Source organism: Shewanella sp. 6_MG-2023, from assembly GCF_030547195.1.
GTDB lineage: Bacteria > Pseudomonadota > Gammaproteobacteria > Enterobacterales > Shewanellaceae > Shewanella.
On record NZ_JAUOQU010000004.1, the window covers coordinates 43,135 to 63,679 of the forward strand.

At 41.1% G+C, this 20,545-nt stretch carries 20 protein-coding genes; 6 read left to right on the top strand and 14 right to left on the bottom strand.

Annotated features, from left to right (window positions below; all coding sequences use genetic code 11):
• Positions 1–45: 45 nt before the first annotated feature.
• The 8 genes from Q4533_RS03565 to apbC form a co-directional block, all read right to left on the bottom strand.
• Complete coding sequence (locus Q4533_RS03565; RefSeq protein ID WP_102437843.1) at positions 46–834, bottom strand: TatD family hydrolase; 789 nt, start codon at positions 832–834, stop codon at positions 46–48.
• A gap of 199 nt (positions 835–1,033) precedes the next feature.
• The gene (locus Q4533_RS03570) at positions 1,034–1,360 is read right to left on the bottom strand and encodes a PilZ domain-containing protein (protein WP_076536275.1); all 327 of its coding nucleotides are present in this window, start codon (positions 1,358–1,360) and stop codon (positions 1,034–1,036) included.
• A gap of 9 nt (positions 1,361–1,369) precedes the next feature.
• Entirely contained in the window at positions 1,370–2,332 is a 963-nt protein-coding gene (gene holB, locus Q4533_RS03575; protein ID WP_102437845.1) for a DNA polymerase III subunit delta', read from the bottom strand.
• Positions 2,333–2,373: 41 nt separating this feature from the next.
• Complete coding sequence (tmk, locus tag Q4533_RS03580) at positions 2,374–3,003, bottom strand: dTMP kinase (RefSeq protein ID WP_102437847.1); 630 nt, start codon at positions 3,001–3,003, stop codon at positions 2,374–2,376.
• On the bottom strand, positions 3,000–4,010 hold the full coding sequence (gene mltG, locus Q4533_RS03585; protein WP_303501918.1) for an endolytic transglycosylase MltG: 1,011 nt from the start codon (positions 4,008–4,010) through the stop codon (positions 3,000–3,002). The genes tmk and mltG overlap by 4 nt, the downstream gene beginning before the upstream one ends.
• A gap of 1 nt (position 4,011) precedes the next feature.
• Positions 4,012–4,827, bottom strand: a complete 816-nt coding sequence (gene pabC, locus Q4533_RS03590; RefSeq protein WP_102520018.1) for an aminodeoxychorismate lyase — start codon at positions 4,825–4,827, stop codon at positions 4,012–4,014.
• Between the two features lie 164 nt (positions 4,828–4,991).
• The gene (udk, locus tag Q4533_RS03595; RefSeq protein WP_102437854.1) at positions 4,992–5,630 is read right to left on the bottom strand and encodes a uridine kinase; all 639 of its coding nucleotides are present in this window, start codon (positions 5,628–5,630) and stop codon (positions 4,992–4,994) included.
• An 11-nt stretch (positions 5,631–5,641) separates the two neighbouring features.
• Complete coding sequence (gene apbC, locus Q4533_RS03600; protein ID WP_303409893.1) at positions 5,642–6,757, bottom strand: iron-sulfur cluster carrier protein ApbC; 1,116 nt, start codon at positions 6,755–6,757, stop codon at positions 5,642–5,644.
• 155 nt (positions 6,758–6,912) lie between these two features.
• On the opposite strand from apbC, the gene metG reads away from it, so the two are divergent.
• Positions 6,913–8,961: a methionine--tRNA ligase gene (metG, locus tag Q4533_RS03605; protein WP_102531766.1), complete on the top strand. Its 2,049-nt coding sequence runs from the start codon at positions 6,913–6,915 to the stop codon at positions 8,959–8,961.
• Between the two features lie 80 nt (positions 8,962–9,041).
• Here metG and Q4533_RS03610 read toward each other — a convergent pair whose 3' ends face one another.
• Together Q4533_RS03610 and Q4533_RS03615 are read right to left on the bottom strand one after the other, a co-directional pair.
• Positions 9,042–10,982, bottom strand: a complete 1,941-nt coding sequence (locus Q4533_RS03610) for a monovalent cation:proton antiporter-2 (CPA2) family protein (protein WP_102437860.1) — start codon at positions 10,980–10,982, stop codon at positions 9,042–9,044.
• A 46-nt stretch (positions 10,983–11,028) separates the two neighbouring features.
• Positions 11,029–11,796 carry a Nif3-like dinuclear metal center hexameric protein gene (locus Q4533_RS03615; protein ID WP_102437905.1) on the bottom strand — a complete coding sequence of 256 codons (768 nt, stop codon included), beginning with the start codon at positions 11,794–11,796 and terminating at the stop codon, positions 11,029–11,031.
• Positions 11,797–11,992: 196 nt separating this feature from the next.
• Between Q4533_RS03615 and Q4533_RS03620 the strand changes: the two genes are divergently transcribed.
• Positions 11,993–12,355 (top strand): hypothetical protein, encoded by a 363-nt coding sequence (locus Q4533_RS03620; RefSeq protein WP_102437862.1) that lies wholly within the window; start codon positions 11,993–11,995, stop codon positions 12,353–12,355.
• An 84-nt stretch (positions 12,356–12,439) separates the two neighbouring features.
• Here Q4533_RS03620 and Q4533_RS03625 read toward each other — a convergent pair whose 3' ends face one another.
• Entirely contained in the window at positions 12,440–12,922 is a 483-nt protein-coding gene (locus Q4533_RS03625; protein WP_102437864.1) for a glycine zipper 2TM domain-containing protein, read from the bottom strand.
• A 53-nt stretch (positions 12,923–12,975) separates the two neighbouring features.
• Between Q4533_RS03625 and aat the strand changes: the two genes are divergently transcribed.
• The 3 genes from aat to infA all read left to right on the top strand — a co-directional run bounded on the left by aat (position 12,976) and on the right by infA (position 14,688).
• Positions 12,976–13,683 (top strand): leucyl/phenylalanyl-tRNA--protein transferase, encoded by a 708-nt coding sequence (gene aat, locus Q4533_RS03630; RefSeq protein WP_102437907.1) that lies wholly within the window; start codon positions 12,976–12,978, stop codon positions 13,681–13,683.
• The gene (locus tag Q4533_RS03635) at positions 13,643–14,386 is read left to right on the top strand and encodes an arginyltransferase (protein WP_102437866.1); all 744 of its coding nucleotides are present in this window, start codon (positions 13,643–13,645) and stop codon (positions 14,384–14,386) included. The genes aat and Q4533_RS03635 overlap by 41 nt, the downstream gene beginning before the upstream one ends.
• A gap of 83 nt (positions 14,387–14,469) precedes the next feature.
• A complete protein-coding gene (gene infA / locus Q4533_RS03640) occupies positions 14,470–14,688 on the top strand; it encodes a translation initiation factor IF-1 (RefSeq protein WP_011496276.1) in 219 nt (72 codons plus the stop codon).
• 182 nt (positions 14,689–14,870) lie between these two features.
• Here the strand turns inward: infA and clpA are convergent, their stop codons facing one another.
• Together clpA and clpS are read right to left on the bottom strand one after the other, a co-directional pair.
• On the bottom strand, positions 14,871–17,129 hold the full coding sequence (gene clpA / locus Q4533_RS03645; protein WP_102437868.1) for an ATP-dependent Clp protease ATP-binding subunit ClpA: 2,259 nt from the start codon (positions 17,127–17,129) through the stop codon (positions 14,871–14,873).
• Positions 17,130–17,187: 58 nt separating this feature from the next.
• Positions 17,188–17,496 carry an ATP-dependent Clp protease adapter ClpS gene (gene clpS / locus Q4533_RS03650; RefSeq protein WP_102437870.1) on the bottom strand — a complete coding sequence of 103 codons (309 nt, stop codon included), beginning with the start codon at positions 17,494–17,496 and terminating at the stop codon, positions 17,188–17,190.
• Between the two features lie 193 nt (positions 17,497–17,689).
• On the opposite strand from clpS, the gene cspD reads away from it, so the two are divergent.
• The gene (gene cspD / locus Q4533_RS03655) at positions 17,690–17,896 is read left to right on the top strand and encodes a cold shock domain-containing protein CspD (protein WP_055024439.1); all 207 of its coding nucleotides are present in this window, start codon (positions 17,690–17,692) and stop codon (positions 17,894–17,896) included.
• A gap of 359 nt (positions 17,897–18,255) precedes the next feature.
• On the opposite strand, the gene Q4533_RS03660 is transcribed toward cspD, so the two are convergent.
• Positions 18,256–20,481 (bottom strand): NADP-dependent isocitrate dehydrogenase, encoded by a 2,226-nt coding sequence (locus tag Q4533_RS03660; RefSeq protein ID WP_102437872.1) that lies wholly within the window; start codon positions 20,479–20,481, stop codon positions 18,256–18,258.
• Between the last annotated feature and the right edge of the window lie 64 nt (positions 20,482–20,545).

A 20,545-nucleotide genomic window follows, 5' to 3' on the forward strand; every position in this document is an offset into this window, starting at 1 on the left:
AATTCAGCCTAAACTTAATATCAAAATTTACCACAAAAGCGTAAGTTAACGCTTGGCTAATATTGCAGCCTCTTTGAACAAGTTAAAAAAGTTCTCCGTGGTATATTCGGCTAAATCGATATATTTCTCACCCCGTAACTCGGCAACAAACTCAGCAACATCTCGCACAAAAGCTGGTTGGTTTTCTTGCCCTCTGTGCGGTACTGGCGCTAAATACGGTGAGTCAGTTTCAACCAGTAGCCTGTCTTTAGGTACTTTACGGATCACGCTACGAAGTTCACCGGCATTTTTAAAAGTGACAATACCTGACACCGAGATATAAAAACCTAAATCAATCGCTGCTTTGGCCATTTCCCAGTTTTCTGTAAAACAATGCAATACCCCACCCACTTTGTCTGCGTAGCCAGCTTTTAACATGTTAATAGTATCTTCGCGGGCATCACGAGTGTGAACAATCAGCGGCTTATTCACCTCTACGGCTAAGGCTATTTGTTGTTCAAAGCATTGTTGCTGCAATACTTTCGTTTCAGGGGCATAAAAATAATCAAGGCCGGTTTCACCAATTGCCACGACTTTTTTATCAGTGGCAAATTGCTTAATTTCACTGACATTGAGACCGTCTTTAACGTCTAGTGGATGCACCCCTGATGATAAGAATATATTATCAAAGTCGGCCATTTTATCGCGCATGGCTTCAAAACCTTGCTGGCGAACATTAACACAAAGAAGATATTCAACCCCGCGAGATTTTGCAGCATCTACAATAGCGTGCAAACTAGCTTGATCTGGCGCGGATTTTAAGCGGTCTAGATGACAGTGAGAGTCGATTAACATGATGATTCTTTAAAGGCTTAAACAAGCCAGCAAGAATACCTAGGGGAGGATTATCTTTCAAGCTGATTTTCATATCAGCAGTTACCACAGTTTAATCAAAGGTTAGATTTGGTTTTGACATTTTTTGTTTAACTTAATTGTATTAGCCAAATAAAACCTATGATAGAGGAAGAACCTTTACAGTACCCTTGTTTAACTATTACATGGTACAAGTCATGTCACTTGAAGATAACTGAGTAGAAAGCAGCTTTTCAATATGATGTTTATGACTTTCAGGATCGGTTTTTATTTTTACGCCAATACCCGCAGGTCGGCCGCCTGATGCACCAAGTGGATTAATCCACACCACCACACCTTGAAAATCAGCCATTTGTGAAGTACCTGGCAACTTATAAGCTATGGATAACTCCTGACCTAGAAAGTGGCTTTCTGTGGTCGAAATAAACAAACCCGCAGGTTTAATGAATGGCATATATGCTCTGTACAACTGGTGCAGAGTATCAAAATTTACAACAAGATCGGTCATAGTGTAATTCTATTGTCTGTAATGAATAAGTTGTCTAAATTCAAGAATGTAGTCTTGACATAATGCAGGCGCGTTTATACTCGCCATCGTCGCTAATTTTTGGCACATTTGCGCGACTTTCGATGAGAAACCAATGATGTTACTCGCAGCTAATGCGTCGAGCTCTTTACTTTTTAACACATATTGCCTTAAGTACAAATATAAAACATTAAGTGCATCAATAATTTGTTGCTCTGATAACTTAATTAAACTGCCAGTCAAATGTCCTGATTTAATACTGTTTGCCCAATCGACTCGATATTGCAGTAGTTGTTGGTAATGTTGATTACCTAGGCTTTCAGCTAATTTCAACGGCCCACCAATCATACTTAAACACCAAGTCACATCATGGGCTTTCTCGCCATAAGGAGGTTGTGGTAATAATTGATGGGAAGACAGCCAAGCTAATACTTGGCGTCTATCAGGGGCATTAAAGGCCACATTCTGGCAGCGACTTTTAATGGTTGCTAACAATCTTGAAGGCACGTCTGTTTGTAAAATAATTAAAATATTATTACCCGGCTCTTCTAAGGTTTTTAATAACGCATTGGCTGACGCTAAATTAAATTGCTCGCAGTTTTGAATAATGGCGACACGTTGACCGCCTTGCTGGGCTGTGACCGTTAATTTTTGACATAAGTCGCGAATTTGATCGACCTTGATTTGATTGCCATCAGCTTTAATCACATGACAATCAGGGTGTGTTCCCGCTTTAAATAACAGACAGCTTTTACATTGACCGCATGCCCCAACAGGGGTTAAGTTTTGGCACATGGCGGCATGGGCCATTTCATGAGCAAATAAATACCCTCCTAGACCGGTATCTATGGTTAACAGTTGTGCGTGAGCACTATGCCCGTTTGCTAACTCATTTAAGAATCGCTGAAACGGTTCATCTAACCAGGGCAACTGATTTAATCCAAAAGCTTGCATCAATGACTCACTTTACGCTGTTTTAATCAAGGTCATTACCATTACACAAGATTCGCTGCTAATGCGACTCGGATCTGTTCATGGACTTGATCAATGGGTTTACTAGCATCAATAACTAAAATTGAGCTATCTTCAGCAGCAAACGCTAAAAAGGTTTCTCGAGCACGAATAAAGAAATCCAATTCTTGTTGCTCGATGCGATCTAACTCACCACGTTTGGCTGCGCGGGCTAAGCCTAATTGCGGTTCAATATCTAAATAAAGGGTTAAATCGGGCTTGAAGCCCTGTAAACAAGCATCACTAATGGATTTTACTAATGGCATTAATCCTCTACCGCCGCCTTGGTAAGCTAACGACGAGAGGTTATGTCTATCGCCTAATACCCAAGTTCCGTTGGCTAAAGCGGGCTTAATGACATTTGAAATTAACTGAGTACGGGCTGCGTAAAACAGTAAACATTCAGCCTCATCACACAGTGGATCACTATCATCAGCAATTTTGACTAAATCTCTAATTTTTTCTGCTAATGGCGTACCGCCTGGCTCACGGGTGCATATTGGCGCTTGATGACAATGGTCTGTAATAATTTGCTTTACTAATTCAACTGCGCTGGACTTACCCGCGCCTTCTAATCCTTCAATTGTAATGAATTTAGCGTTGTTTTTACTCATTTTCTATTTCTCTGATATTCGTTAACTGCACGGTTATGTTTTGCAAGTGTCTTTGAAAAAACATGGCTGCCATCATTTCTTGAGACAAAGTATAAATAATCGACTTCAGCAGGTTTTGCTGCTGCAAACAAAGCAGCTTTACTTGGCGCTGCAATCGGTGTTGGCGGTAAACCATTTATACGATAAGTATTAAATGCCGTGTGTTCTCGTAAATCACTGCGAGTGATATTACCTTGGTAGCGATCGCCCATGCCATAAATAACGGTCGGATCTGTTTGAAGACGCATGCCTAATTTTAAGCGATTATTAAATACTGCAGCGACCCAATCGCGCTCTTCTGGCTTGCCTGTTTCTTTTTCGATGATTGAAGCAATGATCAATAACTCATAGGGTGTTTTTAGTTTAAGATCTTTATCGCGCTGTTGCCACGCAGCCTCTAAAGTGGTTTGCATTAATGTATAACTGCGTTGCAGCACCGACTCTAAACTATCGCCTGCATGATATTGATAGGTCTCAGGGAAAAACTTACCTTCTGGTAAATTTGAATCGTCACCATTTTTCAATAACACTCGATTGAACACTTGCTCATCAAAAGTTAGATGCGGTGATGTGGCCAACACTTGTTGCCATTCCTTAATGGTCTTGCCTTCGATTAACGTTACTGAAAAGCTGATTTGGTCACCCGAATTAATCTTATTCAGTAAAGAGGCCAAGCTGTCACCCGGCTCAATTTGATATAAGCCTGTTTTGATATGGGCATATTCAGGTTTAAGCTTAACCAGATATTTTAATTTCCAGCTATCTGTTAGCCATTGTTTATGCTCTAAATCTTTAGCAAGCTTGGTGACATTCATGCCCTGTGAAATAGTTAACTCAACAGGCGCATCGACGGTGAGAGTCTGATTGGGATAAGCAATTATCTGTTGATATCCCCAGTAACCGACAATGCAAGCCACTGTGGTTAGGGTCATCAAAAATGCGAGTAAAACGGTCAGTATTTTTTTCATATTAGAGTGATAATTGTAACTGTTTAATTAAGTTATGGCTCATAGGCCAGCTGGAATATTGGTTATCATCAAGATGATTAATATTAACAACGCCCAACAGGCTGTTGCTGATAAAAACATGATCTGCTTGCTTAAGCCTGGATAAGCTGATTGGTTCAGCGTAAACGTTAATGTTGTTTTCTAATAACGCGATAATAACTTGTTGTCGCATCACCCCTGATACACCGCTGTGGCTGATTGCTGGGGTATAAACATTTTGGCCTTCTACAATAAAGACATTGGCCATTGATGATTCAACCACATTGCCATCGGTGTCAAGTACCAGCCAGTCATCGCAACCTTGTGGTAATAGGTTTTGCTTTATCAGCACTTGCTCAAGCCGATTAAGGTGTTTCATCCCAGCAAGTATTGGTTGGCGCGCTAAGCTAATCGCCGCTAAAGATAAACTGATCCCCTGCTGTTGCCATTGCTGATAGTGAGCGGGAATATCATGTAAGGAAATGACGCTTGTTTGCTCCACAATGTCTGGGGCACTGTAACCTCGACCTCCTACACCGCGGCTAATGAGTATTTTGATACAGCCTTGGTTTAAAACCTGGCCGTGCTGCTCAAGCTGATTTATTAACTCAAGTTGATTTTGTAATGCAAAGCCCAAACGCAAACATGCTTGCTGCAATCGCTCAATATGTTCATCAATGAATAACACCTTACCCTGTAACACACGCATGGTGGCAAATGCACCATCACCGTAGGCTAAACCTCTATCCAGTGGGTTAATTTGCTGTTGTGGTAATCCATTAACAAATACTGATGCCATTCTCGTTCCTGAGTGTTATCTGACTGCCAGCTTGATATTAGCATGTCGATTCAAGCGGTTTTACACAAAAGAATGGCCCCATTTGTAGGAGCCTTTCTGTGTCATCATTTTATCTTAATACAATTTTAATCCGCAAAACACGGCTATATTAAGCGTGCTAATATCTAGCGTGCCAATAAATGCTGTATTCTTGCTTTAAGAATATCGGTTGCAATACGGTTTTTACCACCACGAGGCACGATAATGTCAGCATGTTGCTTAGATGGCTCAATAAATTGTAAAAACATCGGCCTAACGGTCGCTTTATACTGAGAAATCACAGATTCCATGGTACGCCCGCGCTCAGCAACATCACGTGATAGACGACGTAAAAAACAGATATCTAACGGCGTATCCATAAATACACTGGCATCCATTAATTCACGCAGTTTAGGATCCGTTAATAATAAGATACCTTCTAAAATAATCACCTTTTTAGGTTGCATATCTAAGGTCTTGCCAATACGAGTATGTTCCTTATAGCTGTAGCAAGGAATATCAACCGACTCGCCTCGTTTTAGCTGTTTTAGATGCTCAGCCAACAACTGATGATCTAATGCTTTAGGGTGGTCATAATTGGTTTTAACACGATCTTCCATTGATAAATGGCTCTGGTCGCGATAATAGGCATCTTCATTGATTACGCCAATTTGGTCGGTACCTAAATCACGCTTTAACTCTTCAAAAATAGTTTGAGCAATTAAACTTTTACCTGATGCTGACGCACCCGCGATACCGATAATGACACATTGCGGAGAATTCATTATTTAAAACCTTACTCGTCGTCTGAAATACTAATTGATACTGTCTTTTTACTTTGTTGTTTGGCTAGTTGAGCCCCAACTTTACGAGCGATCTCACGATAAATCCCTGCCACTTCAGAATCAGGCTGACTCACAACTGCAGGGTTACCTTCATCCATTGATTCACGAATGTTGATATTAAGCGGCAAAGCACCTAATAACGGTACTTCATAACGCTCGGCAATTTTACTGCCACCATGAGTACCAAATGGGTGTTCTTTATGGCCACATTCTGGACATAAATGAAAACTCATGTTCTCAATAATCCCTAACACTGGGATATCCACTTTTTGGAACATGGTAATGCCTTTTTTCGCATCTTCAAGGGCAATATCTTGCGGTGTAGTCACCACAACCGTGCCACTCACAGGAAATTTTTGCGAAAGGGTTAATTGGATATCACCGGTTCCAGGTGGTAAATCGATAACCAAATAATCAAGTTCTGGCCACTGGGTTTCAGTTAATAACTGATTTAAAGCACCGGCCGCCATTGGGCCACGCCATACTGCAGCTTCGCCATCACCTAACATAAAGCCGATTGATTGGGCAGTAATGCCATGAGCACTGGCTGCGGTCATCATTTTCCCGTCAGGTGAAGTCGGTTTAAAACCTTGTAAACCCAGCATCATAGGAATTGAAGGACCGTAAATGTCAGCATCTAAGATGCCCACTTCAGCACCTTCTGCTTTTAAAGCTAATGCAAGGTTAACTGCCGTGGTTGATTTACCCACGCCGCCTTTACCTGAAGCCACAGCAATGACTTGCTTAATATTTGGCAATGGCGCTACAGAGCTAACCGCAGAAAATACTCTTGGCTGAAAATCAATTTCGCACTCTACTTCATCAATAGCATCAAGTACGGCTAATTTTTTAGTCACATCCATGACAGTATCACGATATTGCGTCATACATGGGTATGGATAAACTAACCCAAGTGATAAACGTTTGCCTTCAATTGAAAGCTTAGTGACACAACCTGCAGATACAAGCCCTTCGGCTAAATATGGATCTTGATATGCATCTAAAATACTCAACACGGGACCTAATAGGTCAGCACTTAATTGATAATCTGTATGCGAAGTAGACAAAAGCAGAACTCCCAGCGATAAATTTGTTCAAGTGTACCAGAATTCAAGAAAAATGAGCGCAAATTTAGCCCATTTTGTTGTTGTTTGATGAAATAATCACTTTGATCGGTTAGTATCATCAACATATATTTGGTGTAATCGATTGTTGAGACAAAATGACAAATTCACAACGTAAAATTCTGGTGACAAGTGCCCTCCCATATGCAAATGGTCCTATCCATTTAGGTCATATGCTTGAGTATATTCAAACTGATATTTGGTCTCGTTACCAAAAACTTCGTGGACATGAATGTCACTATATTTGTGCAGATGATGCCCATGGCACCCCAATCATGCTGAAAGCCCAACAACTGGGTATTACACCAGAAGAAATGATTGCTCAAGTTCAAAAAGAACATGAACAAGATTTCGCTGATTTCAATATCAACTTTGATAACTTCCATAGCACGCACTGTAAAGAAAACTGTGAGCTTGCCAGCGATATTTATCTGAAGTTGCGTGATGGTGGTTACATTAAAACCAAAACCATTTCTCAATTATTCGATCCTGAAAAAGAAATGTTTTTACCAGACCGCTTTGTCAAAGGCACTTGCCCGAAATGTAAGAGTGAAGATCAATATGGTGATAACTGCGATAACTGTGGTGCGACTTATAGCACCACAGATTTAATCAATCCTTACTCGGTCGTGTCAGGTGCTACGCCAGTAATGAAGGACAGTGAACATTTCTTCTTTGACTTACCTGCATTTGAAACCATGTTAAGTGAATGGCTTGCATCAGGTTCACTACAACCTGAAATCGCCAACAAGCTAAGAGAATGGTTCGAACAAGGTCTGCAGCAATGGGATATTTCCCGTGATGCGCCTTATTTTGGTTTTGAAATACCAGAGCAACCAGGTAAGTTTTTCTACGTATGGTTAGACGCACCTATCGGTTACATGGGCTCGTTTAAAAACTTATGTGATAAACGTGGTGACCTTGATTTTGACGAATTTTGGAAAAAAGACTCTACAACAGAGCTTTATCACTTCATTGGTAAAGATATTGTCAACTTCCACGGTTTATTTTGGCCTGCAGTGCTAGATGGCGCGGGTATTCGTAAACCTACTGCTGTTTATGCACATGGTTATGTTACGGTAAATGGTGCCAAAATGTCTAAGTCAAAAGGCACGTTTATTAAAGCGCGTACTTATTTAGATAATTTAGATCCTGAGTATCTTCGCTATTACTACGCGGCGAAATTAAACAGCCGTGTTGATGACTTAGATTTAAATCTAGAAGACTTCGCACAGCGAGTGAACTCTGATCTAGTTGGTAAATTAGTGAACTTAGCCTCACGTACCGCTGGTTTTATCAGTAAACGTTTTGACGGCAAGTTAGCTAAAATCAACGATATGACTTTGACTGAGGCCTTTTTAGCTAAACAGGATATCATTGCTGATTTATATGAGACTCGTGAGTTTGGTAAAGCGATGCGCGAAATTATGGCTTTAGCTGACATGGCAAATGCCTATGTTGCTGATGCCGCGCCTTGGCAGTTAATCAAACAAGAAGACAAGCAAGATGAAGCCCATCAAGTGTGTAGCAATGCACTTAACTTGTTCCGCATCTTAGTCACTTACCTTAAACCGGTACTACCTAAGCTAGCTGACAATGTTGAAGCTTTCTTACAGACGCCATTAACATGGGATAATTTAGCTGTAGATCTAGCTGGCCATGAAATTGCTAAGTTTAAAGCATTAATGCAGCGCATTGAAATGAAAAGCATTGAAGCTATCATTGAGGCATCAACTGAAAACTTACAAGTAACTGCAAGTAAAGTGACTGATGCTGCGCCGGAAGCTACTCAAACTGAGCTTGAGAAAGAGCCCCTAAGCCCTGAAATTACTTTTGATGATTTTGCCAAAGTTGATTTGCGTATCGCGCTTATTTCAAAAGCTGAGCATATTGAAAAAGCCAATAAACTACTCCGTTTAGAGTTAGATTTAGGCGGCGAAACCAAGCAGGTTTTTGCAGGCATTAAATCTGCTTACGCACCAGAAGATTTGATTGGCAAACACACTGTGATGGTTGCCAACCTTGCACCACGTAAAATGAAGTTCGGTGAATCTGAAGGTATGGTATTAGCCGCCGGCCCTGGTGGAAAAGACATCTGGATTTTAGAGCCTCATGCAGGCGCGAAACCTGGCATGCGAGTCATGTAATTAGCAACAAAGCTTGAATAGTAAGGCCATCGAAAGATGGCCTTTTTTATGGCACTAGCACTCAGATTTTAGGCTGAGATTTATACTGGACTTTGAGATGGTTTTTGACTTGGATTTTGACAATCATCAGAGCTATCACAAGGCGCCTCTTTGGCAAAGTTACGGCTATTATAAGCCTCAGTATCTGCTTCAATGGCTTGCTTCATTCGCTCTTCGTAAAGCATAAACAGACTGATGAAATCATTGCCATAGCGTTCACCTTCAGGTCGCTTCAACCATTCTTTATATAAGGCATCTGCCGCTTCTTTTTCAACTCTTTGATATGTTAGCTTTTGCTGACTGACTAACTCATCAGAAAATCCCATTGCCCGCATCGACGCCGCACCAACTTTCAGGGCGGAGTGGAACGTTTCTGACTCGACAAAATCTGCGCCAGCTTCTCGCAATAAGTGCCCATGACCACGGTCAAAAGCACGGCTGATGACTTTAAGCTGTGGGTATTTATGTTTAAGGTACTTAACCAACTCAATACTACTTTGCTGATCATCAATGGCAATGACAAAGGCGGCAGCGTTGGCAACACCTGCTGTTTCTAATAAATCAGGCCTGGTGGCATCACCATAAAAGGCTTTGGTTTTGATTTTTCTCAATGTATCCACTTGGGATGCCTGACGGTCTAGTACAACCGTTTTCACCCCGTTAGATAACAGTAATCGATTGACTATTTGACCAAAACGACCGATACCGGCAATGATCACCACACCTTGCTCATCAACCGTATCTTGTTCCCGCTCGTTTGAGTTCTTTTCATATTTGGGCACAATAAACTTTTCATAGAAGATGAATAAGCCTGGAGTCAAAAACATCGACAAGGCAACCACAATAGATAATGGCTGGGCGATATGAATGGGTAATACATCATTTTGTTGGCTAAAGCTCAATAACACAAAACCGAATTCACCCGCTTGAGCGAGACTTAGGGTAAACAGCCACCTATCACTACCTGTAATTCGGAATATAAAAGACAATATAAATAACACCAATGCCTTTAAAAACATCACCCCAAAAGTAATGGCTAAAATGGCTCCTAGATATTGCCATAAGATGTCAAAATCAATCCCCGCCCCCACGGTAATGAAAAATAGCCCCAGTAATAAACCTTTAAACGGCGCAATATTCGCCTCAAGTTCATGCTTAAACTCACTATTAGCCAGTACCACACCTGCTAAAAATGTGCCTAAAGCAGGTGAAACCTCAACCAAACTCATTAATGCCGCAATGCCAATAACTAACAATAATGCCGCAGCAGTTGAAATCTCTCTGACACCAGAATCTGCAACAAATTTAAAAATGGGTCGAGTTAAATAATGGCCGCCAAAAATAACAAAAGCGATTGAGAGCACTAAAACGATGGCATACACACCACTGGAGAGTTCAGCCACCAAGGATAACTCTTCATGATGGGCTGCAGCCTCAGACACCGCTGTTTGTGTCACTGCGACTAATTCAGGTAACGCTAGCAATGGGATTAACGCCAACATGGGGATCACGGCAATATCTTGAAACAGAAGCACTGAGAATGCATTTCGACCGGCAGGCGTTTTAATTAAGCCTTTTTCATTAAAGGTCTGCAATACAATTGCTGTTGAAGACAATGAAAAAATCAAACCTATGGTTAATGCGATTGACCATTGAATATCAAATAACATCGCAATGGCCATCACACCGCCCACTGACAAGCCAACTTGTAAGCCGCCCATGCCAATAAGACGATGCCGCATGGACCACAGCATTTTAGGCTCTAACTCTAAGCCCACCAGAAATAACATCATCACTACACCAAATTCAGCAAAATGCTGAATGGTGCTGGTTTCACTGCCAACAAGGCCGATGATGGGACCAATGACCAGTCCGGCAATTAAATAGCCAAGCACTGAGCCAAGCCCTAAACGCTGAGCCAATGGTACGGCGATAACTGCAGCTGATAAATATATAAACGCTTGTAAAAAATACTCAGTCATCCATTTATTCCTTATCTGTAGTTATTTTGCGCTCAGGTGACAAACATTACACAGGGTTCACAATATCAATATAGTGATGGGTTAAACCAAATTCATTGGCTAAATGTTCACCTAAAGCTTTTATACCAAATTGCTCTGTAGCATGATGACCGGCGGCAAAGTAATGGATCCCTTGCTCCATAGCGCAATGAAAGGTCCTTTCTGACACTTCACCACTGATAAAGGCGTCAACGTTCAAGCCTGCAGCATGATCAATATAATCCTGCGCCCCGCCAGTACACCAAGCAATAGATGAAATAACCTCAGTCTCGTCACCAATGTGTAATGGCACTCGATTAAGCTTCTCTGTTAATAATGCATTAACTTGTGCAACAGTTAATGGCTGAGGAAATTTCCCCTGCCATAGTAAATTTTGCGGTATATCGGTACACACCTCAACATCGACAATACCTAATTCTTTAGCTAATTCAGCATTATTACCCAGTGTTTGATGTGCATCTAAAGGTAAATGATAGCCGAATAAATTCATATCGTGGGTCATTAGTGATTTTATTCTTTGGTATTTCATACCAGTAAGCACTTCGGGTTCATTTTTCCAAAAAAAACCATGGTGCACTAAAATCGCGTCTGCATTTAATGCTGCAGCTTGATCGATTAATGCTTGGCAAGCGGTAACGCCAGTCACAATCGTGCTGATGTGTTCAGTGCCCTGCACTTGCAGCCCATTGGGAGCGTAATCTTTAAACTGATTCACATTCAGAAAATCATTGAGATATTTAGACAATTGTTGGCGAGATACAGACGTTAATGACATAAAACTAACCCTAAATTTATTGATAGTAATAGTGTAACGCAGACCAATACTTATTGAAAAACCCTTGTTAAGATTGGCTAATAGCTGAGCGATTTTTGCATAAATTGGACTTTTAAGTACATTAAACATTAAAATTAGCCCACGGGATGTTGAACACATTAAATAAACTATTCAATAAATAAAAATAGGTCTCAAAATGTCAAACTTGACAAAAGAAGCGCTTATCGCTGAATTAACCGCGGCTCTTGAAAATCAAACTGGTAAATCTGTTGAAATTGAACAGAAAGGCAGTTGGTACAAAATTGATGGCGGCAAGTCGATACGCTTTAGCGAACTTGAGAAAATGCACCTTGAAGCCACACAAGGTCAAACCGCTGTTGCGCCTGTAGCAGATAAGCCGGTTAAAGCAGTTGTCGCAAAAAAAGCAGTTGCTAAAAAGCCTGCTGTTAAAGTTGCAAGTACACCAGCAACGTCAACTTCTGGTGGTAAAACGCCAAAAGAATTATGGCGTGAAAAACTAGCTGCGGCAGGTAAAAGTACCTTACCTCGCGGTTTCTAGTTTCAGGTGCGTTTACACAATAAAAAAGGAGCTTAGGCTCCTTTTTTATTGTGTCCTTTTTTATTGTGTAAATTACATCCAGACTTACATGGCTAAATCAACTCTGACATAGCCTTTTAGATAAACCACCCTCACTTCGTCACCTGCGTTAAATGCCATGCCAGGATCTTGATCTTGAATCACCATCACTTGGCTACCATCATCAAGGTTTATCATCATTTCAATGAGTTTATATTCTAATGTTCTGGTCGTGTTTCCATACTGATTTGCAGCAGCGCCGCCCACTAACGCACCAAGCACAGTTGCAACATCTTGGCCTGAGCCACCACCAAATTGATGGCCAATAACGCCGCCCACCAAGGCGCCGCCAAATGTTTTCCAGCCAACATTTCGATCTTCCACCAACTGGGTTTGAGTGACATGTTTAATTGATTCAACTTGGCCGTAGACAACCTTTTCTACTGGGACAGCTTGATTTCGGTCGTAGGCCGCACTTGCTGGCACTGAGATTAAGATAAACAAAATCGCACTAAAAAGTGCTCGAGAACAGTTTGTGAGTTTCAACATAGGCAAAATTCCGCTAACGTATGCATAAGGTCTACTCATTAATATACTCAATTGTGAACTCACTGTCCTATTTAAATAAACTGCCTTTGTTTCCTGATCCACAACAAGCATTGTCAGATCCCAATGGTTTACTAGCTGTTGGTGGTGATTTAAGCCCGCAACGCCTTGTGGAAGCCTACTATCAAGGCATATTCCCTTGGTTTAATGAACACGACCCCATCCTTTGGTGGTCACCAGATCCTAGAGCCATTTTTATCCCCAAGCGACATGCAGTAAATAAAAGTATGTTAAAGCTGCTCAAAAAAAGTCCATGGCGCTTTAGTATTAATAAAGCCTTCACTGAGGTTATCCATGCTTGCTCACAACCTAGGCTCACACAGCAAGGCACTTGGATTTCATCTGACATCCAGCAGGCCTATATACAGCTGCATAAACTGGGAAAAGCACATTCAATTGAAGTGTGGGATAATGATGAGCTAGTTGGCGGCTTATACGGCATTGCAGTGGGAAGCGTGTTTTGTGGCGAGTCAATGTTTCATCGTCAATCTAATGCCTCAAAAGCGGCCTTTGCTATGCTCAACCAGCATTTATTCGACAAGGGTTTTAAACTCATTGATGCACAGATTATGAACCCTCACCTAGCCAATTTAGGCGCCGTAGACGTTCCCAGAAAAGCATTTTTAGCTCAACTAAAACAATTACGAAATCAAGTTATTAACGATGATACTTGGTTACAACAAGAGGTCTATTTTGAGTTCTAGAAGCATTAGCGTTGGCCTAACCCAGCCGTTTGATTGTAATTATATTGACGGTTTACAAGAGCAATTACTTGTTATTCAAGAGTCTGAACTTGACGCAAACTTATTCGAACAATTGTTAGGAATGGGTTTTAGACGTAATGGCAGTTCAATTTACAAACCCAGATGTCCTAGCTGTCAGGCTTGTCAGTCCATTCGAGTGGATGTTGGCCAGTTTAAGGTATCCAAAAGACAAAAAAGAACCTTAAAGAATAATCAAGATTTAACCTGGAAAGTTACGCACGAGCGTACGGCGGCACATTATCAATTATATGAACAATATATTATTGGTCGCCATTTTGATGGTCCTATGTATCCTCCCTCTGAGAGCCAGTTTAACGACTTTCTTGCTTGCCAGTGGCTACCTGATACCTTCATTGAAGTTTATGATCAACAAAAGCTCATTGGCGTTGCTGTAACCGATATGATGACGCATTCAATGTCGGCAATTTACAGTTATTTTGACCCCGAATATGCAAAACGTTCCTTAGGGTCATATATGATTTTATTGCAATGCCAGCTCGCGCAGCAAAAACATAAGCAATTTCTTTATTTAGGCTACCAAATTGATGAAAATCGTAAAATGAATTACAAGCGTTTATATCGTCCTTATCAAATCTTAACAGCTCAAGGATGGCAACATATTGAAAAAGAACCTATGCTTTAGTGTTTCAAGCCTTTACAGCTCGCGCTTTTTACGGCATGATACGGCGAATTTTTTATATTTGAAGGCATAAAGGTAACCAATTAATGGCGAAAGAAGACAACATTGAAATGCAGGGCACTATCCTTGAGACCTTGCCAAATACAATGTTCCGCGTAGAACTTGAAAATGGTCATGTAGTGATAGCACACATTTCTGGCAAGATGCGCAAAAACTACATCCGTATTTTAACGGGTGATAAAGTCACTGTTCAGTTGACTCCTTACGATTTAAGTAAAGGTCGTATCGTCTTCCGCGCACGCTAATCCTGCCTCATATATTAAAAACCCGGCTTTAATGTCGGGTTTTTTATTTGCTAGCTATCCTGGCAAATACTAAGAATTAGCAGTAATTTTTAGTAATAGTAATTAGGCGATTAACGTCAAGAAAAAAATGGCTATCTGAAAACAGATAGCCATTTTTATTTGAGCCAAATAATTAACAAGGTTTAAGAGACTTTCTCTTCACATTCGCAACTGATCACCAGCTCATTATCTTTGACATCAACTTTTGCTATTCCACCAGCTTCAAGCTTGCCAAATAAGATTTCATCAGCCAATGGTCGTTTGATTAACTCAGTAACAACACGGCTCATCGGGCGAGCGCCCATATTTTTATCGTAACCCTTTTCAGCTAATAAAGTGCGCGCTTCATCAGTGACCTCGAGGGTGACACGCTTCTCATCTAACTGCGCTTGCAGCTCAATAAGGAACTTATCGACAACCTTAGCAATAATGGTCATATCAAGATGATTAAACCAAATAATCGAATCTAAACGATTTCGAAACTCTGGTGAAAACACTTTATTAATTTCTGACATCGCATTAAGGCTGTTGTCTTGTTGCTTAAAGCCTATTGAAGTACGGATAGACTCTTGAACGCCAGCATTGGTGGTCATCACCAAGGTCACATTTCTAAAGTCTGCTTTGCGACCGTTATTATCGGTTAAGGTACCGTGATCCATGACTTGCAACAGCAAATTATAAATGTCAGGGTGAGCTTTTTCGATTTCATCTAGCAGCACCACACAATGCGGGTTTTTAATTACGGCATCAGTAAGTAAACCGCCTTGCTCGTAACCGACATAACCGGGTGGTGAACCAATTAAACGTGAAACCGTATGTCTTTCGGTATACTCAGACATATCAAAACGGATAAGCTTCATGTTTAAACATGATGCCAACTGATTGGTCACCTCGGTTTTACCCACCCCAGTAGGGCCGGCAAATAAGAAACTGCCCACAGGCTTTTTCTCTGCACCTAAGCCGCTTCGAGATAAACGTATGGCAGAGCTAAGGCCCTCAATGGCTTTGTCCTGCCCGAATACCAACATCTTAAGGTTACGTTCAAGGTTCTTAAGTAAATCTTTGTCAGTAGACGATACGGACTTCTCAGGAATACGTGCTATTTTGGCAATAATGGCTTCAATTTCTGGCTGACCGATGGTTTTTTTACGTTTGCTAGCTGGCAGCATCACCATTCTAGCGCCCGCCTCATCAATCACATCAATGGCCTTGTCAGGCAAGTGACGGTCATTAATGTGCTTAGCTGACAAGCTGGCCGCAGAACTGATTGCAGCCTGAGTGTAACGAACCCCATGATGTTCTTCATACTTTGATTTAAGTCCCAGTAAAATCTTAGTGGTTTCAGCAACCGAAGGTTCGTTAATATCAATTTTTTGGAAACGACGGGCTAAAGCCCTGTCTTTCTCAAAAATACTTTGGTATTCCTGGAATGTGGTTGAGCCCATACATCGAAGTGAGCCGTTGGATAACAAAGGTTTTAACAGATTTGAGGCATCCATTACCCCACCTGAAGCGGCACCTGCACCAATGATGGTATGAATTTCATCAATAAATAAAATCGCATGTTCATTTTTGGCCAGCTCTTTTAATAGCCCTTTAAAGCGTTTTTCAAAATCACCACGGTATTTAGTGCCCGCGAGTAATGAGCCTAAATCTAACGAATACACAGTCGCATCTTTGATAACATCAGGTACTTGCTCATTAACGATACGGTAGGCTAAACCTTCAGCAATGGCTGTTTTACCCACACCAGCCTCACCGACCAATAATGGGTTATTTTTACGACGACGACATAAGGTTTGAATCGCACGCTCAACTTCATCATCACGGCCAATGAGTGGGTCTATGACCCCATCTTTAGATAATTGATTTAAGTCTGTAGCAAATTGAGCCAATAAACTTCTATCTTCACCGGCTTCAGTGCCTTCTTCGCTGGCTTCTGGGTTATTTATCTCTTCGTCACTATCGTCTTTTGGTAAACCGTGGGAGATATAGTTAACCACATCTAAACGCGTTATTTCGCAGCGACGCAGTAAATATACAGCCTGAGACTCTTGCTCACTAAAAATAGCAACTAAGACATTGGCACCTGTCACTTCATTACGACCTGATGACTGCACATGAAATACTGCACGCTGAAGCACACGTTGAAAGCCTAAGGTAGGCTGAGTTTCACGTTCTTCTGTGGTGTCAGCGATTAATGGGGTTGTTTGTTGGATGAAGTTAGATACTTCCTCGTGTAAACGAGACAGATCTGCACCACAGGCTAATAGTGCTTCTTTAGCCGATGGGTTATTAATTAATGCTAATAATAAATGTTCTACTGTCATATATTCATGACGTGAATCTCGAGCTTGTTGAAAAGCGAGATTCAAGGTGACTTCAAGATCTTTGTTTAGCATAGCACCCCCTAAAAATACTCAAATACTGCAGAGTTACCGGTTGTGAACAGCAAGTTCACTATGCGGCTTCTAATGTACACAGCAACGGATGTTCGTTTTCTCTGGCAAATTGATTTACTTGTAAGACTTTGGTTTCAGCGATCCCAAATGAAAAAACACCACATATTCCTTTACCTTGGTGATGGATAGCCAACATGATGTCTGTGGCTTGCTGTTCATCCTTGTTAAAAAAGCGTTGAAGCACTTCAATAACAAAATCCATCGGTGTGTAATCATCGTTATTTAACACGACCTTATACATTGAAGGTGGTTGTAGCTCCGATTCAACACGCTCTTTAGTGTGCTCTACGCTGCCTAATCTACCCATGTGTTAATACTAGCCTCTAGTTTGGTACAAGACCAATTGATATTATTAAATTAATTAAATGTTGTCATTTTGTTAATTTTTACTTGACATCTTTTCGTACAAATTTCATTCTGTTTGCAGGCGGCACATGTAGACCGCTCTTAATAAGTTTTACTATCTTACTGGTAAGTAGGCAACAGAAGGAAGTGGAAGTATGGCAAGCGGAACTGTTAAATGGTTCAACAACGCCAAAGGATTCGGGTTTATATGCCCAGATCAGGGTGGCGAAGATGTTTTTGCACATTATTCAACTATTGAAATGGAAGGCTACAGAACGCTAAAAGCGGGTCAGCCTGTCGATTTCGAAACTGAGCAGGGCCCAAAGGGCATGCATGCTTCAGCCATTTCACCAACAAAATAGTCGGTGAAACTATAAATCAAAAAGGCAGAGATTTTAATCTCTGCCTTTTTTATTGGGCAAATAAAAAGTAAATATTAAACTGTTTGCCCAAAAAAACACCTAATCGTAAATAAAACTGAGGTTCAATTCATCTTAAATTAAGCAACTTCAACCTCCGGCGTTAACAAATTTGCTGACAGAGGCTAAATCTCACTGAGCCTAGTTTCAGTATTCAAGCCTTGAAAGCTTATCCCATTAACTGAGTGCGATTAAAATCAGTCGAACTGGCTATGGCGGCAAACAGGCACAAAAAAGCAGAGAGCAAGCCCTCTGCTTTACGGCATCAATTTTATGCCTTCAATTTAGCCACAAAAAAACGCTTAATGTGTAATAAATTGATTTAGTAATGCACTTGGACGCATGGCAGCTTCAGCTTTTGCTGCGTCTAAACGGTAGTAACCACCTAAATCAACAGCAGGGCCTTGTGATGCATTCAATTCCGCCACAATTGCCGCTTCGTTAGATGTTAGCGACTCAGCAAGTTCAGTAAACTGCGCAGCTAATTCCGTATCAACAGTTTGCACTGAGACAGCTTGAGCCCAATACATGGCTAAATAAAAGTGACTACCACGGTTATCAAGCTCACCAACACGACGTGAAGGTGATTTATTGCTATCAAGGAATTGGCCGATAGCAATATCTAACGTATCCGCTAGCACCTGTGCTTTAGGGTTATTTGCTGTTTGGCTTAAATGCTCTAAAGAAGCCGCTAATGCCAAAAATTCACCCAGTGAATCCCAGCGTAAATGGCCTTCTTTCTCAACTTGTTGAACATGCTTAGGTGCACTACCACCCGCGCCTGTTTCAAATAAGCCACCGCCATTCATTAACGGCACAATTGATAGCATTTTAGCACTAGTGCCTAATTCAAGAATTGGGAATAGATCAGTCAGGTAATCACGCAGTACGTTACCCGTTACAGAAATAGTATCTAAACCTTGTTTAACGCGAGCGAGTGTCACTCGAGTTGCTTCTACTGGTGCAAGAATTTGTATATCCAAGCCGTCAGTATCATGATCTTGAAGATAAGCTTCAACTTTAGTGATTAATTGAGCGTCATGAGCACGCTTACTGTCTAACCAGAAAATTGCAGGCGTGGCACTTAAACGTGAACGTCGAACTGCTAACTTAACCCAATCGCGGATTGGTGCATCTTTTACCTGGCACATTCTGAAAATGTCACCAACTTCAACATTATGCGTCATCAACACCTTGCCAGCACGGTTAACAACGTTAACAACACCTGCTTGTGCAATTTCAAATGTTTTATCATGACTACCGTATTCTTCGGCTTTTTGAGCCATCAAACCGACGTTTGGCACACTGCCCATTGTGGTTGGGTTAAATGCGCCATTGGTTTTACAAAATGCAATTGTTTCTTGATACACACCGGCATAACAACGATCAGGGATCATTGCTTTGGTGTCTTTAAGTTGGCCATCTGGGCCCCACATTTTACCTGAAGAACGAATAGCTGCAGGCATAGATGCATCAATAATAATATCACTTGGTACGTGTAAGTTAGTGATGCCTTTATCTGAATCAACCATCGCCAATGCTGGACGTTTAGCATAAACCGCAGCAATATCAGCCTCGATTTCTGCGCGCTGGGCTTCTGGTAATGTGGCAATTTTTGCGTATACATCACCAAAACCATTGTTAACATCAACGCCTAATTCATCAAACAGCACTTGGTGCTTGTCAAAAACCTCTTTAAAGAAAACTTTTACAGCGTGACCAAATAAAATCGGGTCTGATACTTTCATCATTGTTGCTTTAAGGTGCAATGACAATAGTACATCTTCAGATTTAGCCGCTTCGATTTCTCGCTCGTAAAAGGCAACTAAAGCTTTGTTGCTCATTACTGCGGTATCAATTACTTCACCGGCTAATAAAGATAAGCCCGTTTTCAAAGCTACTTTTTGGCCATCTGCTTGGGTTAGCACGATATCTACAGTATCAGCATCAGTCAGGGTGACTGATTGCTCACTACCGTAAAAATCACCTTCATTCATATGCGCAACGTGTGATGCTGAATCACTTGCCCATTTACCCATTGAATGCGGGTTTTTCTTAGCGTAATTTTTTACCGATGTTGGCGCGCGGCGATCAGAGTTACCTTCACGCAATACCGGGTTTACTGCACTGCCTTTAATCTTGTCATAACGTGACTGAGATTCACGCTCTGCATCAGTCGATGGCTCATCTGGGTAGTTTGGTATGTCGTAACCTTTCGCTTGAAGTTCAGCGATACAGGCTTTTAACTGTGGAATTGACGCACTGATGTTAGGTAACTTGATAATATTAGCTTCAGGCGTATTTGCCATTAGGCCTAACTCAGTGAGTGCATCAGCAATTTTTTGCTCTGCAGTTAACTTTTCAGGAAAGTTAGCAATAATACGGCCAGATAAAGATATATCTCTAGTCTCGACTTTTACACCTGCAGCATTGGTAAATGTGCGGATGATAGGGAGTAATGACAGCGTAGCTAATGCGGGGGCTTCATCAGTTTCAGTATAAATGATCGTTGGAGAATTATCTTTCATGCTTTTTCCTACATTATTGAAATAAATAGTTTTTATAAATTATTATTGTAATAAGTATCTACCT